This is a genomic window from Streptomyces sp. Ag82_O1-12, from assembly GCF_900182715.1.
GTDB classification, from domain to species: Bacteria; Actinomycetota; Actinomycetes; order Streptomycetales; family Streptomycetaceae; genus Streptomyces; species Streptomyces massasporeus.
In genome coordinates this window covers 4,964,608-4,979,101 of record NZ_FXUW01000001.1, presented here as the reverse complement: position 1 = coordinate 4,979,101, position 14,494 = coordinate 4,964,608, and the positions used below count along the sequence as shown (strand labels likewise).

Below are 14,494 nucleotides of genomic sequence, written 5' to 3'. Positions count from 1 at the left end.
GACTAGGAGCCCCCCATTGAAGCGCGCCGCTCTGGCCGTAGTTTCCGCCCTGGCCCTGACCTCCGCACTGACCGCCTGCTCGGGCGAGGACACCCCCTCCAGTGCGCCGACGACGCCGAAAGCCAAGCAGATCACTCCTGCGCAGCGGCTGGCCAAGGCCATGGTGACGGAGGACGACCTGCCCGGCTACAACGTGTCCGAGCTGGAAGCCCAGTACGCCTTCGCCAAGTCCGCGGACGAGGTCACGGTCGACAAGCCCGGCTGTGCACCGCTGGCCTACGCGATGAATCAACTCCCGCTCGGTAAACCACAGGCCGACCTCACGCGCAGCGCCGGGGCGGGCTACGGCAAGACGAGCACGTACGTCACGCTCGCCTCGTACGAACCGGCGGCCGAGGCCGAGTCGTCACTGGCCGGGCTGGCCAAGGCCGTTTCGAAGTGCGGCGGCGGGTTCACCGCGAAGGCGGGCAAGAACAGCACGGCCTACGGCTCGGTCACCGCCGAGAAGGGCACGGCGGCCGGTGCCGTCGCCTTCCGCTCGACGATGACGTTCCGGGGTGTCACCCACACGCTGCACACCGAAGCCGTCCGCGACGGCGACGTGCTCGCCGTCTACTTCGCGGTGAACGGCTTCGCCATCGCCGACAGCAAGCGGCCCAGCGACGCCACGATGCCCGCGAACGTGGTGCGGGCGCAGAACTCCAAGCTCGCGAAGTGAGCGGCCCGTCGATCAGCCGGGCGGCCGGTCTTCGCGCAGGGCGTCGAACAGGGCGCGGGCCCGACGGTCGTCCCACTTCACCGCGCTGCCCTTGGAGGTCCGCAGGTCCGGATCGGCCACGGGCACGTTGAGCCGCCGCCCTCCGCCGCCCGTGGTCTTCCGCAGGGCGTCGAACAGCCCCATGAGGTCCGGCAGTTCGGTGTCTTCGTCGACGATGAGCGTGTCGAGTCCCGCGTCCAGGGTGGGGAACGACTTCGACGGGTCGGCGAGGGTGGACGGGGTGGCGGCCTTCCGGGCGAGGGCGGCGAGGAACCTCTGCTGGTTGCGGGTACGGCCCAGGTCCCCCTGGGCCTCCTGCTTGCGCTGCCGTACGAAGGCCAGCGCCTCGGCACCGTCGAGGGTCTGGCAGCCGGCGGGCAGGTCGGCGCCGGAGTCCTCGTCCCGGACGGCCTTGTCCAGGCACAGGTCCACCCCGCCGACGGTGTCGACCACCTCCACGAAACCGGCGAAGCCGATCTCCGCGTAGTGGTCGACGCGCACGCCGGTGTTGCGTTCCACGGTCCGCACCAGCAGGTCGGGGCCGCCCAGCGAGAACGCGGCGTTCAGCTTGTTCGGCGCCGCGCGGTAGCTGCGGCCGGTGTCGGGGTCGACGTAGGGCGGGAGGGTCACCCAGGAGTCGCGCGGCAGGCTGAGCATCGTGGTGCCGTTCGCGCCGGTGTGCAGCAGGATCACCGAGTCGGTGCGGCGGCCCTCGGCCGAGCCGGTGTTGAGGTCCTTGCGGTCCTGCTCCGACAGTCCCTCGCGGCTGTCGGAGCCGACGACCAGGTAGTTGGTGCCCTCGCCGGCCGGCACCCGGGCACCGAGCGCGCCGAGATCGACCTCCTGCTTGAGCCGGGTGTCGGCCCAGACGTACGTACCGGCGCCGCCGAGCAGCAGCAGAGCCGACAGGGTGGCCGCCGTCCGCAGGCACCGGCGGCCCCTGCCCGCCCGGAGCCGAGGATCACGGCTGCCGCGCCCGCCGCGGGGATCCGGGCCGCTGTCGTAACGGCCGGGCGCGGCGGGCGAGGGCATGCCGGGCAGGGGGGCGGTGCGGGTCGAGGGCGGCGGAGCGAGGGGTTCCCGCCGCGCGCTCCACTCCGGCGGGGGTTCTCCCGGCCGGCCGGTCCAGTCGCTCATCGACGCCTCGAAGGTGCGGTGGGGGGGTCTCGGGTCAGCGCATCGGCACACCCCTATACGGAACGGGCCCACCGATCTGTTCACCGGCCGTCCCGGACCGCTGCATCCGCTGCCACCGCAGCCGGCTTCCGAGCAGCAGCGCGACCAGCGACTGGATGACGACGAGATACATCAACTGCCGGTAGACGACGATCTGGAACGGCATGGACCACAGGGCCCGCACCGGCTCGCCGTCGAGTCTCAGCGCGTAGCCGGAGCAGACGATCTGCACGCCGAGGAACGCGAACCAGACCGCGGCCGACTCCCACGGGTCGCGGAACAGCACGCCGTAGAGGGCGTACACGTCGATGACGGGCGCTAGCAGGGGCAGCGCGACCTGGAAGAGCGCGAGATACGTCAGCCCGCGCCGCCCGAACCGCCCGGCCGGGCCCCGGCCGAGGAGAGCTCCCCGGTGCTTCCACATCGCCTGCAGCGTGCCGTAGCACCACCGGTACCGCTGCCGCCACAACTGGCTGATGGTGGTGGGCACTTCGGTCCAGGCGACGGCGGACTCCTCGTACAGCACCCGCCAGCCGGACCGCCACAGGGCCATGGTCAGGTCGGTGTCCTCGGCGAGGGTGTCCTCGCTGACCCCGCCGACACCAAGCACGGCGTCCCGGCGGAACGCCCCGATGGCACCCGGCACGGTCGGCATGCACTCCAGCACCTCGAACATGCGCCGGTCGAGATTGAAGCCGAAGACGTACTCCAGGTGCTGCCAACGGCCGAGCAGACTGCGTCTGTTACCCACCTTCGTGTTGCCGCTGACGGCACCCACGGCCGGGTGCGCGAGCGGCTGCACGATCCGCTCGATGGCGTCGGGCTCGAAGACGGTGTCGGCGTCGACCATCACGACGATGTCGGACCGCGCGTGCGCGAGCCCGGTGTTGAGGGCGGCGGCCTTGCCGGAGTTGGCCTGCCGTACGACCTCCACCCGCGGGTCCCCCGTGTTCGCGGCGATGTCGGCGGTGTGGTCGGTGGAACCGTCGTCGATGACGACGACCTGGAGCTCCCGGTGCCGGGAGTCGAGCAGCGACCGCAGGGTCGCCCCGATCCCGGCCTCCTCGTTGTACGCGGGGACGAGCACGGTGACCGGCCCGGACGACTCCCCCATCCAGGGCGCACCGGTCCGGAACCGCTCCAGCCGCCGCACATGGGCCCGGGCGAAGAGGGCGAGCAGCAACAGCCTCAGCACGCCGAGGCCACCGGCGACGCCGAGGATCCAGATCATGGCGGTGGAGAAGACCTGCCCGATACGCGTGGTCCAGATCAGCCCCTGCCCCGACCACCGCTCCACGAACGAGGCGGACTTGTACGGAACGAGCCCGAGCCCGTCGGACACGGTGGTGAACCGGTCGACCGTCCGGTTTTTCAGAAGCCTGCGCGCCTCCGCATAGGCGCTCTCCGTCTGACTCAACTGCCGGACGATCCCCTGCGCCGGCTTCCGCGTGCCCTTGTCCGCGGCGACGAGCACGTACCCGTACCCGGTGGCCCGCCGCGCCGCGTCCCACTCACGGCCGCACAGCGTCTCGGGAGTCGTCGTCCGCGGCATCCGCAGCAGGTTGGTCCGCTGCCCGGTGGTCCCGGCCAACGCACTCTGGGTCAACTCGAGTTCGGCTTCGAGACGAGGCGCGGACGACTCCCCCAGCACGGCCCCGGTGTAGGTATTGGACCCGATCTCATGCCCCTCGGCCCGAATCCGCCGTACGAGCTCGGGATGCCGGGCGGCCTGGGCCCCGTGCACGAAGAAGGTCGCACGCGCGTTGTTCCTGCGCAGCAGGTCGAGGATCCGGGGTGTCCAGACGGGGTCGGGCCCCCCGTCGAAGGTGAGCGCGACGGTCCGCGCGGGCATCGAGCCGGTCCGTATCCCGTCCCGGTTGATCCCGATCACGGGCCCGCCCTTCGCCACGGCATCGGGCACGGGCGAGGCACAGGGCGTCCGCGTCTTCGCGGCGTCGACCTCGTGCTGGGTCCAGCCCTCGAAGATCAGGAAGGCGAAGAGGAGGGGGAGGGTGAGGGCGAGGAGGAGCCAGTGGGCTCGGGGGTCGCGGGACTGTTTGTGACGGGCCCGGGCCCGGCGCCTGGACGCGGCGGGGGTCAGGGGGCGTCACCGCCTCCGGGCTCCGGCCATCGTCCGACTCCCACGCCCTGCGCGGGCCGCCGTCTCCACACGCCGGCGTGGAACGCGCTGTCGGTGGCGGCTGCCGTATTCGCGGTGATGTTGCGGGAGTTGCGCATGGGGGGCGAGTGTAGTTTCGGAGACCGGGCCACAGGGCTGGAACGCAGAGCTTCGCAAGGGAACGGAGTCGATGCTCCGAGTGCGGCGACGGGCAGCCCTGGGAGCTACCCGCTGACGCAGCGTGTCGGAGCTCAGCAAAGATCCCCCAGGCCTTCAACGCCCGGCGCGGGGAGGACGCTGCTGTCAGTTCGGCAGCTTGGACTGGAGGTCGCACTTCGCTTCCTCGTGGGCGTAGCGACCAACGGCCGTGGCCAGATCGATGAGCTTCCGCCGCGCTTCGTTGTCCGAGCCCTCAAGGCCTTCCGGGGCCTGGGCGAAAACAGTCAGGTTGTGCGGCTCCTTGGTCTTCTTCTCGCTGCGATAGCAAGGAATATAAATGGCAGCCAGATCCGCTGCCGAGACGCCCTTAATTCCAGAGTTGAAGTAGGTGCGTTTTCCGGAGGTCGGTGGCAAGTTATGGTCGGCCCACTGCCGCCAGGGCATGGCGACACCCGCCTTAGCGTGCAGGTTGAGGACGTTCTTGCCATCACCCGTTCCGCTGCAGTTGCTCATATAGTCCCAGTCTGGTGTCGGCGTCGATCTCGTCACGAAGTCGTAGCGGGCAGCTCGTGGCAACACGGAGTTGAGGATGTCGGCAGCCGCTTTCCTGTCAGGAAGGTTGCGGCACACATCGTCAGCCGTGATAGTCCCGCGCTCGGCCTCGAACACTCCTCCCAGATGGGCGACGAGGAGACCGGTGGCCGCAGTCACGGCCACGGCGGCATAGATGAACGGCTTCCGGCGAGATTTTCGGTCGCTCGATTCCGTCAAGGTCGATCACCCATACCTTCGAATGGCTAGCATGCTATTGGTTGGCTTTGCTCTGCTCGACCAGGTCGTGGGCATCACGGAACCCCTTGCCCGCCTGGTCGCCAGCCGTGGATTCGGCCACCTCGGACCCGGTGGCGGCCTTGGCGGACCGCTGCGTGGTCAGGATGGCCGAGCGTTCGACCTGATCCATGCGCTGGACGTTCTGGTAGACCTGCTCCTTCTGTTTCTCGCCGTCGTCTCCGAAGCCATCGAGGAACCCCTTGAACACCTCGCCCGCGGCCGTTCCGACCAGGCCACCTACGACAACGCCCCCGGGGCCGGTGAAGGATGAGGTCGCAATGGTCGTTGCGCTGCCGACGAGAGACCCTCCCCAGGTACTCGCGTGCCCCTTCCACGCTTCATTTCGTGCAGCAGAATCTGCATCATCCTTGTCAGCCTGGAAATGCTGCCCTTCACCAATGACGCCCTGGAAGAGGCCCGTCTCGTAAGCGATCTTGTTGATCGTGTCGTTCGTATTCAGCGGGTAGGCATCAGGGTTCTTGGCCTGCGCCTCCATAAGCGCGGCAGCGTACACGTGCTGGGAGACGTTGAGCCGGTCGTACCCCTCCGAGTTGCGGGCCAGCGCGTTCAAGAACCGTGCGGCATCGTATTTGTCCATCCGAGCGGTGACTCCCGGCGTCGGGAAGAGCCCGCCCCCGTTGGCGATGTCGTAATCGAGCGACCTATGCAAGTCGGGCATGTACTCGGCCGAGATATTCGCAAAACTGTCCGACAAATACTCGTGCTCCCGCAGTCGGTCCTGATCCTCGGACACCGACTTCACAAGGGCGCTGAACAGACCTGCCTGTTCCTTCGAGTGCTTCACGTCCTCGGCCGTAGCCGCTTCACCGGGCCGGTGGCCGGTGGTTGCCGCCTCGAGAGCGTGCCCCATCGAGTTCCGACCGGTCACGCTCTCCTTGCCTTCGATGCTGTCGTCTGGCCACTTGCGCTCTTCAAAGAGGTACTTGAAGTTGGTCTCGGCCTTACCGTCGTCGCTCTTCTGCTTGGCGGTGAAGAATTTGGTCGCCGCTCCAGGGCTGTTGGCAAGTGCTTTCATGTAACCGGTGAGAGGATCGTGACCCTCATCGTTGCCCAGGTGGTTGACCGTGCTCGTGGTACTCCAACCGGATCCGTAGAGTTTGTCGGCACCCTCCATGACCCGCTTGTCTTCCTTCACGAGCGCGGTTCCGTAGTCCTCGAGGAACTTGTCGTCATAGTCGCCGTAGCGCATGAGGTTGCTCATGACGATGAAACCCTCAGGGCCGCCGGAGCTCCCGTGCGGGGCAGGACCCTGATCAGAGATCGGATCGTCACCGATCTCGACCATGTCCTTCTTCCACTTCCTCATCTCCGGAGCATCTGAGTTGGTGGCTGCGGCCACGGTGAGACTCAGGTTCTTCTGCATCTCGTCGAGCTCATCGGCCCGCTCGAAGTCCGAGGTTTCGCCGTACCCGGAAGGCCTGTCCAGGTTGCTCATCTTGTCCCAGAGCTGCAGCGTCCTCCTCGCTCCGAGAGCTCCGACGACCTTTTCGGCAAAGGGATACTCGTCGTAGTTCTCGGCGAAGAGGGCGTCCAACTCGTCGAACTCCTCGGGGCTGAGATCCTCGGGGTCCTTCTTCGCCAGCTCCGTGGCGCGTTTGGCGGCCTTGGCCGCCGCGGTGTTGGCGGCCCTGCTCACCTGCGCCTCGTTGATCTGGACCATGCCCGCGAAACCGGAGTACGGGTCGTTGTCCACGTTGAGGGCCAAGTGGTAACGCCGCTTCAGCATGGGAAGTTCAGCCTGGGCCCAGGACGCCACCTTCAGGATTTCGGCAAGCTCCTGGACACCCACACCCCAATAGGCGAGCTGTGTCTTGTAGTAGGAGGCCCGGTCCCGCAGGGTCTCCTGCCCACGTCGTACCGAGTCGATCGTGCCCTTGAGCTTCTCCGGGTCGATCCCCGAGAAGATGCCCCCGCTGCTTCCCCCGTCGTCCGGGCGCATGCCGTTCCCCGTTCCGCTCGCATCGGATCCAGTGCGGCTCTCAGGCCGCGTCAGTACATGTGTCTGCTGCGGTTCATCGAGTTGGCTTCCTCTTGGGTGACCTTCTCCGGCATACGGTCGATCTCGCGCTGAACGTCCTCAAGTACCTTGTCAATGCGCGTTCGTACCGTCTTGCGATGGCCAGCCACATCGTCGTGCCACTTGTCGGCGTTCTTCCCGACCCATGACCTCACCGAGTCCCGGCCGCCTTTCCCGACGTCCGTGGCCGCCTTCTTCAACGAGCTCACGAAGTCGCCCCGCTCCTTCTCAAGCTCTCGCTTGAGCTTCTGGAGCCGCTCGCGGTCCGGGTTGTCCACCTTTGGCTCGTCGCCTTCGGCTCCCATGCCTCCCCCTCATCCGAGCGCACCCTACACAGCAAACGTTTCGTTTCGACTTCACCGGCACCGATGAGCAAACGCGTTCAGGGCACCCCTACATACGGGACGGCGCACCCTCGTCACGTCGTGCCGCGCCGCGCCCGGATCACCACCGAGAGGCAGCACGCAGTGGTCGTGCCTCGCCGGTCGGGCGACTCTCGTGATTGACATGTGTGCGGGTTGTGGCGATTCTGCGCCCACGCCAGAGAATCGAAAGCTCTCACCACAGGCTCCGGACGCCTGGGTACGGCGGCATCCAGCGCCGTCACCTGCCAAGGCGCTATCCGACACGACCAGCCCCACGAGAGTCCCATATACCCTAGATCACCCCTTCCCTTAGGCAAGTTCGCTCTGGTGAAACTGGAAACCTCACCGGTACCGTCAGGGCACCAACTGAACTTCTGTCTCTCACGGGGAGTCACTGTGAAGCGCCGCTCATTGCCCGTTGCCGCCGCGTTGACGGCGACGGCAGCACTGCTCTTGACGGCCTGCGGCAGCGGAGACGACAAGTCCGGCGACAACGACAAGATCGCCGGCGCCAGCCAGGCTGCGGAGACGCCGAAGGAGTCGGCATCCGCCTCGGGAGCACCGGCAGGGGACAAGCCGGACGGCGTGGACGTGTCCCTGCCCGGCGACATGGACCTGGTCTTCGACTGGGACAAGCCGAAGGACAAGAACGAAGCTGCGGCGATGGATGACGCGGCCAATTTCGTCCGCGCCATCTACCACGGCGTGTACAAGCGTACGTCCAATGAAGCGGCCGTGACCGCCTATTCCACGGGTGAGGGGCTGCGTTACGCAAAGACCCAGATCGACAGCAGGGTCGAAGGCGGATGGACTGCCACTGGCACTCGGCGCCACTACCAGGCCACCACGCGGTCCGCCCCTAATGGCAAATCGGTGGAAGTCGCATTCTGCGTGGACTCGAGCAAGTTCTACGGAAAAGAAGTCAAGACCCAGAAAATCCTGAAGAGCAAGCCCAGTATCGCTGACTTCGACCACTTCAAGATCGTGATGGTCAAGTTCCCTACTGGCCAAGGTCTTTGGCAAGCGTCCAAGGTGTTCGTTGAGGCCAAGGCGGCGAAGTGCCAGTGATCAGGGCCAGGAGAAACTCCCTTCGCACGAGCACCGTTGCTCTGTCGCTGGTTCTCGGCGTTCTCATCCTTACGGAACCGGCCTATGGGGTGGAGCCGACAGGCAACAACCAGGGCGCCAGCACCGAACAGGTCGGCGGCGGTGACAAGAGCGGCATCTACGCCGCCGCCCGCATCCAGTACTCCGGATCCGTGGCCAAGGGCGGCGGCGCCGGAAACGTGACGTCCTCGGACGTCAACTGGACTCCCCCGCCCTGCTGGTACGCCCCATACCTCGGCGCCAAGGACTTCAAGAAGGAGATGTCGAAGCACATCGACAGCCAGTTGAAGGCACCCGGCATGGGTGGAACCGCGGGGTCGGCCATCGGCGAGACGCAGCGCCACTACGAGGACGGGTACGGCTGGGGCGACACCCCCGGCTACAAGGACTACAACGTCAAGAACGACGGCAGGGGGATGTTCTGGGCCGGGGTCGAAAACCCCGACGAACCGGACTACCTCAAGCGGTCCTCCTGCACCGACCTCCCCTTCTGGGTGGAGAACGGGGATGCGCCGCCGCCCCAGTACGAAGAGGCCATTTCCCCGGAGATGCTCGCCGCTCTCGCCTACCAGCACATGCAGCTGCCCGACACCGAGGTGACTCTCGCCCCCGAGGCCACCACCAAGGTGAACCTGCCGACCTGGGCCTGGCTCGACAAGGCCGTCTTCGACGAGGTCCAGGCGACGGCGGCCCTCAACGTCCCAGGCTTCAACATCCAGGCCACCACCACCGCCAAGCCTGTGTCGCTCAAGCTGGAGCCGGGCACCGAGGACGCCGTGACCTATCCGGCCTCGGGCGAGTGCGTCATGAACGCCGACGACTCCATCGGCGAGCCCTACGCCAAGGGCAAGGCCGACGAGACCCCGCCGTGCGGAGTCCGCTACCTCCGCTCCTCCGGCGACGGCACGTACAAACTCCGGGCCACCGTCACATGGGAGATCACCTGGACCGGCACGGGCAGCCCCAACCCGACACGGCTCCCCAACGGCACCTTCGGCAACGACCAGGCGGTCACCGTCCAGGAGATCCAGGCCGTCAACAGGTAAGGCAGGGTTTTCACCTGGGCGCACCAGGCCTGCCGCGCAGCGGACTCACTCTCCGTTGTGCGGCACGGCCCGGGACACCAGTTTCAGCGGAGTGGTGTCATCCACCTGGCCGGGCAGGACCGGCTCGGCGGGCAGTTCACGGTGCCAGTAACCGAGGGGCCCGCAGTCCCATACCGCGCACCCCGCGTGCCTACATGGCAGGGCTCCCTCCGTGGCATCGATCTCGGGCGTGGCAACGTCATTCACTGGAACACGTCCAACAGGTTCAGCGATCTGCCCAGGAAGGCGCGAACAGCCCCGCTCCGGGTGAGGTTGCGGGTGTTCACACCACACATCACAGCGGCCAGAGCAATGTCAGTAGCGTCGGCCGGGCCCTGGACTGTGAACGTGGCCTTTTTCCGTGCACCGCTGCCGTGCCGTCTGGTCCGAATCTCCACGCCGTGCCGGGTCAAGGCCCGGTCCCGGTGCCGGGCGCTCGTCGCGAGGTAGCGGTATTCCCGCCCGACGACCTGCATCCGCAGCGCACGGCCGGCTCGGGTCTGTGCCCAGCGGTTGCGCTTGAGCCGGATTCCTTCCCCAGCGACACTGAGCTGCGCCGAGAAGAGCGAGGGCTTTCGGCCGTAGGCCCATCCGTCGAAGGAGGTGACGGGCACGGTGTCCCCCTTGACCTCGGTGACGTGCCGGTCTCCGTGCCTCCTCGCGGGGTAGACCACCTCGACACTCCCGAACGGCCCTGCCGTACCGCGATACCCGAACTTCCAGGACATCCGATGACCTGAGCGGTCCTCCCAGTGGTCGAGCGTGTACACGTGCTGCTGCATGATTCCTTCCCCTCGCGCCGCTCGGCGCGGATGTGCCATGGTCGGTATCAGTCGAACGGATTGAGGGCGCTTCCGAGCGCCTTGACGCCGTCGGAGTGGCCTCACCGGCCTTCTCTGCCCTGTCAGGCCTTCTCTGCCCTGTCACCGACCCAGTCCGCAGCCTCCTCCGCACCATTGCTGATGCTGTCTCAGTCGTCCCAGACGAGGGGGAGGCTTACTTCTTCTAATCCTCCTTGACCGGCACACGGCTCAACCAACGCCCCGCCCTCGGAATCCTGGACACCTTGTCCCAGTGACCATTGATCAGTGGCGACGTCAAAGTGTCCGGCGCATGAAGCACTTTGGAGGCCTTGAAGTACGAGACGAGCGACTTGCTGCTCAGAAGTGAACCCGGCAAGCAACAGCCCAGCCGCCCAGCGGATTGCCGTCCTCGAGGCGCGCAGGCCGGGCCCTGTCTCTAGACTTGGCGCGCTCGCAGCAGTGCGTCCAGCAGCGCCGCACGGTGGTGGGTGGCGATCAGCAGCGATTCACCCTCAGCAGTCTCGACCACTATCTGGTCCATGCCCATCGGCACGGACCATCCGCCACCCACGATCCGGGGTGGTCTGCTCGCACGGCTACTCTGTCGCAACTCCGCAAGCTCCTCACGTGACCGCGAGGCCAAGGCCGCCACGAACTCCGCATCCGTCGGCTGATCGCGAGCATCCCGAAGTGAGCCGACTGTCAACGACTCCACAAGGATCGTCTCCCGCCCCACGGTCAGTCGTCCCTCTTGAACACGAATCCGGTTGTAGATGCGTTTCGAAATCGGTACGGCATTGAACACGAACGCCAAAAGCATCGAACTGGCGAGGACAACGAACCAAACCGCACTGTCCTCAGGCAGCAGGGCACCGGCCTGATAAACGATCCAGACGGCAAGAACCACCGCTGTGGCGATCATCCAGCGTCTCGGCAGCGGCTCGGTGTACATCACCGCCCGCCCGTACCCAGCAGTCGATGCGTCCTCTCCGGAATCGCCCGCGTCGCCCATGACCGCTCCCTTCACTTCTCGATGTCTTACATCGGCCCGAGGATCTCGACCCCGGTCCCCCGTGCAATGGCGGGTGCCGGGGTCGGATACGCAGACAGTGGGTTCGTCCTGAACGCCGACCGCCTCTTCAGTCGAAGGGATTGAGAGCGCTGCCCAGCTTCTTCGCTCCGTCGACCAATTTCCCTGCCCCTTCGCCGATCTTCTTCCCGGCCCAGCGTCCGGCATCGGCCACCTTGCCGGGGAACTGCCGCACGGTGTCCCAGTTGTCGACGATCGTGGCGACGCCGTAGACGGCACCCGTGACGACTGCCGCACCGATCGTCACGGGGTTGGGAGCGATCATGGCTGCGGTGAGTGACGCGTTGAAGGCCGTGCCCGACACCTTCGCCACGTATCCGGCCTTGTCCCGCTTGAAGGCCTCGACAGGGTTGCCTTCCTGGATGACGTCGACGGCACCGACCACCGTGGCCACGGCGCTTCCGCCAACGCCGGCCGCACGCCACCAGCCTGCCGTGCGCAGAGCCGTCCCGGTCCCGGAGGCGAAGGCGCCCAGACGACTTGCGCCCGCCACGCGCGCGGCCGTGCCGGCGCTCTTGCCGGTCTTGAGGAGATTGGCCTCCCAGGCCCACAGCTTTCCACCGTGAATCTGCGCGAGTTTGTCGGACCCCGTCAGGACATCCAGGACCGCGGTCGGAGTGGTCCTGCCGATCTGCGCGCCCAACTGGGCGATGCGTGCCGGAATGTAAGAAGGCGGCCGTCCCTTGAGGATCTGAGCGAGTGTCGTGCCGGGCGACTTCAGGAACGTGCCGTTCTTGAAGTATTTGATCAGATGCATCGTTCCTGCGGCGGCCATCTTGAAGGCACCCGGAACGGTCGAGGCAAGTGCGGTCAACTCAATGTAATCGCCGACGACTTCACCGATGTTCTCATCGCCGCTGACCTTCGCGGCAGCGTCCCCGGGTATGCGCTGCAACCAGTCCTGGTAGGTCTCGCCCGGCTTGCGCTTGAGCCAGCCGGGGTCGAACTGGCCGCCGTTCGCGACGGAGGCATTGGCGATCAGCATGGCGTCCGGGGGCAGCTGCCCGCCCTTGAGGTCCTCCGGCTTGAAGCCGGCGTAGAGCGCCGCCGCCTTGGGATCCCCGTTCTCGGCCCGAAGTACGGCCGCACGCCGCCGCAGGTCGACCGCTGTGTCATCGGCCCAGCCCCGCAGGGGTTTCAGCGAGCTCAGCTTGTCGGACACACCGAGACGGGAGGCCCGGGTGAAGGCCTCGTCCAGCCGATCCCGCAGATTTCCTCTGCCGTCGAACAGCTTGGCCAGGTGCTCGAGGCTGTCCGGATTGGCCATGCGCTTGGAACTGTCGCTCATTTTTCCCCGTGATCGATCGCTGCGCTGGGTGGAGGACTACATGCCGGTCAGCGAAGGGCGCCGGCGGGAGACTGAGCGCGTTCCGGGCTCTCGGGTCTCGTGTCCCGGGACGCGAACAGCCCTCAGCGGGACTGCGGCTCGACGGCGGCGAGCTGCGCTCCGTCCGGCAGCAGGTCGGTGATCAGCTGCCACAGCTCCTTGGACGAGGTGCGCCGGACCCGGAGCTCGCTGTCGCTGTCCACCTGGCCTTCGAGGATCGGCTCGGCGGGCAACTCACGCAGCCAGTACCCTTCAACACCACAGTCCCAGACCGACAGAGCGGAGACGCCCAGCCCGTCCTCGCCCTGCTGCTCCTCGGCTCCCTTCCACACCACGGTCATCCGCCACATGCAGTTCAGCTGGGACAGGACCTCGGCCAGCCGCACCGGGCATCCCGCCTCCTCCGCCACGGCCTCAGGCTCTTCGAACCGGCCGCTCTCCATGCTGACGAGTACCTGGTCGAGCGTTCCCATCGTCGAGACGATCACCTCACCGGACTCGTTCTCGGACGTGAAGTCACGGTGCAGGTCCACCATCCTGGCCAGCGCCCAGACGAGCGTCTCGGGCTCGGCGGGGACGTACTCGGACTCGGCCTCGCCCGGCCAGCTCTCGTGCGTGAAGATGAAGTCGTCGCCGACGACGGCACCACTGCGTGTGAGGCCCTGAGGCCCGGTGGTCTCGACCCTGGCGATGACACGGGGCTCCATGAGCGTGGAAACCAGAGGGTAGAGGTCGGCGGATATCTTGCCGTCCGTGTCGAGGATGCCCACCTCCCGAAGCTCGGTGTGCGCACCCGTCAGCTCGGCCGGAATCTGGCCTTCTTCCACGAGTAGCCCCAGCACGCTCACATGGGCATCGGACAGCCGCAGCCGACGCCGAGCCGCATCCACGGAAGGCATTCTTCTCGTCCCCCTGAAATTCGAATTCACTGAATCAGAAGCTTCTGAACTGATGAGGAAGGTGGAACCGGTCAGAGATCGTTGAACCGATTGAGAAAGCGTCCGGGCAACGACACCAGCGCGCCGGGCATCGACAGGTTCCGTGTGTACACGCCCTCGAGGACGAGCGCGATACCGATGTCGAGGGCGTCCGCCTCGCCGCTCCACGTCCCGGACAGCGTGCTCGGGTTCCTCCAGCTCGAACGCGTCATGCATACGGCGGCACCGGGGCGGACCAGCTCGTGGCGCCGCTTGCCACCCCGCTCGGCATACGTGTACGTCCGTCCCTTGACCCGGATGCGAAGGGCCCGGCCCTTCTTCCCGGGCCACCACACGTTCCGGGAGAGATCCGCGGGATCCCAGTCGACCCTTAGTTCACCTCTCGCCAGGAGCGGCCGCCGCAGGTACCGCAGCCCGAGGTAGGTGATCAGCGGAAAGCCCTCGCCGCTCACCGCCACCTCGCAGTACTCCGACGGATAGTCGCTGTGCTCTGTCGGGAATGCGAGCTCGATACGGCCGAGGCCGTCCACTTCACCTGCCCAGAGGTGAACGTCACCACGGGCACCTCGTGTGGACGCCGCCCGCTGCAGCTCAAAGGTGAGTCCACCCATACGCCTGCCCTTTCCCTCTGTCTCCTGAACACTGGCCGACCGGAGCGGCGCGCGCAAAGCCACTGTAAAGCAAAGGTAATCGCAACGC

At 66.7% G+C, this 14,494-nt stretch carries 13 protein-coding genes; 3 read left to right on the top strand and 10 right to left on the bottom strand.

Features of this window, described 5'->3' with window-relative positions; genetic code table 11:
* Positions 1-16: 16 nt before the first annotated feature.
* On the top strand, positions 17-718 hold the full coding sequence (locus QOL88_RS22915) for a hypothetical protein (protein ID WP_097219020.1): 702 nt from the start codon (positions 17-19) through the stop codon (positions 716-718).
* 12 nt (positions 719-730) lie between these two features.
* On the opposite strand, the gene QOL88_RS22910 is transcribed toward QOL88_RS22915, so the two are convergent.
* The 5 genes from QOL88_RS22910 to QOL88_RS22890 all read right to left on the bottom strand — a co-directional run bounded on the left by QOL88_RS22910 (position 731) and on the right by QOL88_RS22890 (position 7,385).
* Positions 731-1,894, bottom strand: coding sequence for an LCP family protein (locus QOL88_RS22910; protein ID WP_097219017.1), 1,164 nt, complete (start codon positions 1,892-1,894; stop codon positions 731-733).
* A gap of 34 nt (positions 1,895-1,928) precedes the next feature.
* Positions 1,929-3,824, bottom strand: coding sequence for a bifunctional polysaccharide deacetylase/glycosyltransferase family 2 protein (locus QOL88_RS22905; protein WP_502961617.1), 1,896 nt, complete (start codon positions 3,822-3,824; stop codon positions 1,929-1,931).
* Positions 3,825-4,355: 531 nt separating this feature from the next.
* Positions 4,356-4,982, bottom strand: a complete 627-nt coding sequence (locus QOL88_RS22900) for a hypothetical protein (RefSeq protein ID WP_097219012.1) — start codon at positions 4,980-4,982, stop codon at positions 4,356-4,358.
* Between the two features lie 34 nt (positions 4,983-5,016).
* Positions 5,017-7,002: a DUF6571 family protein gene (locus QOL88_RS22895; protein WP_097219010.1), complete on the bottom strand. Its 1,986-nt coding sequence runs from the start codon at positions 7,000-7,002 to the stop codon at positions 5,017-5,019.
* 50 nt (positions 7,003-7,052) lie between these two features.
* Positions 7,053-7,385: a hypothetical protein gene (locus tag QOL88_RS22890; RefSeq protein WP_097219008.1), complete on the bottom strand. Its 333-nt coding sequence runs from the start codon at positions 7,383-7,385 to the stop codon at positions 7,053-7,055.
* Between the two features lie 456 nt (positions 7,386-7,841).
* Between QOL88_RS22890 and QOL88_RS22885 the strand changes: the two genes are divergently transcribed.
* Together QOL88_RS22885 and QOL88_RS22880 are read left to right on the top strand one after the other, a co-directional pair.
* Positions 7,842-8,513 (top strand): hypothetical protein, encoded by a 672-nt coding sequence (locus QOL88_RS22885; RefSeq protein WP_097219006.1) that lies wholly within the window; start codon positions 7,842-7,844, stop codon positions 8,511-8,513.
* A gap of 89 nt (positions 8,514-8,602) precedes the next feature.
* Positions 8,603-9,598: a hypothetical protein gene (locus tag QOL88_RS22880; protein WP_373559300.1), complete on the top strand. Its 996-nt coding sequence runs from the start codon at positions 8,603-8,605 to the stop codon at positions 9,596-9,598.
* A 242-nt stretch (positions 9,599-9,840) separates the two neighbouring features.
* Here the strand turns inward: QOL88_RS22880 and QOL88_RS22875 are convergent, their stop codons facing one another.
* The 5 genes from QOL88_RS22875 to QOL88_RS22855 form a co-directional block, all read right to left on the bottom strand.
* The gene (locus QOL88_RS22875; protein ID WP_097219000.1) at positions 9,841-10,419 is read right to left on the bottom strand and encodes a hypothetical protein; all 579 of its coding nucleotides are present in this window, start codon (positions 10,417-10,419) and stop codon (positions 9,841-9,843) included.
* Between the two features lie 457 nt (positions 10,420-10,876).
* Positions 10,877-11,452, bottom strand: coding sequence for a hypothetical protein (locus QOL88_RS22870; protein ID WP_097218997.1), 576 nt, complete (start codon positions 11,450-11,452; stop codon positions 10,877-10,879).
* A 127-nt stretch (positions 11,453-11,579) separates the two neighbouring features.
* Positions 11,580-12,818 (bottom strand): mucin-2, encoded by a 1,239-nt coding sequence (locus QOL88_RS22865; protein ID WP_097218995.1) that lies wholly within the window; start codon positions 12,816-12,818, stop codon positions 11,580-11,582.
* 122 nt (positions 12,819-12,940) lie between these two features.
* Entirely contained in the window at positions 12,941-13,756 is an 816-nt protein-coding gene (locus QOL88_RS22860) for a hypothetical protein (RefSeq protein ID WP_097218994.1), read from the bottom strand.
* A 71-nt stretch (positions 13,757-13,827) separates the two neighbouring features.
* Entirely contained in the window at positions 13,828-14,325 is a 498-nt protein-coding gene (locus QOL88_RS22855; RefSeq protein WP_257027862.1) for a hypothetical protein, read from the bottom strand.
* Between the last annotated feature and the right edge of the window lie 169 nt (positions 14,326-14,494).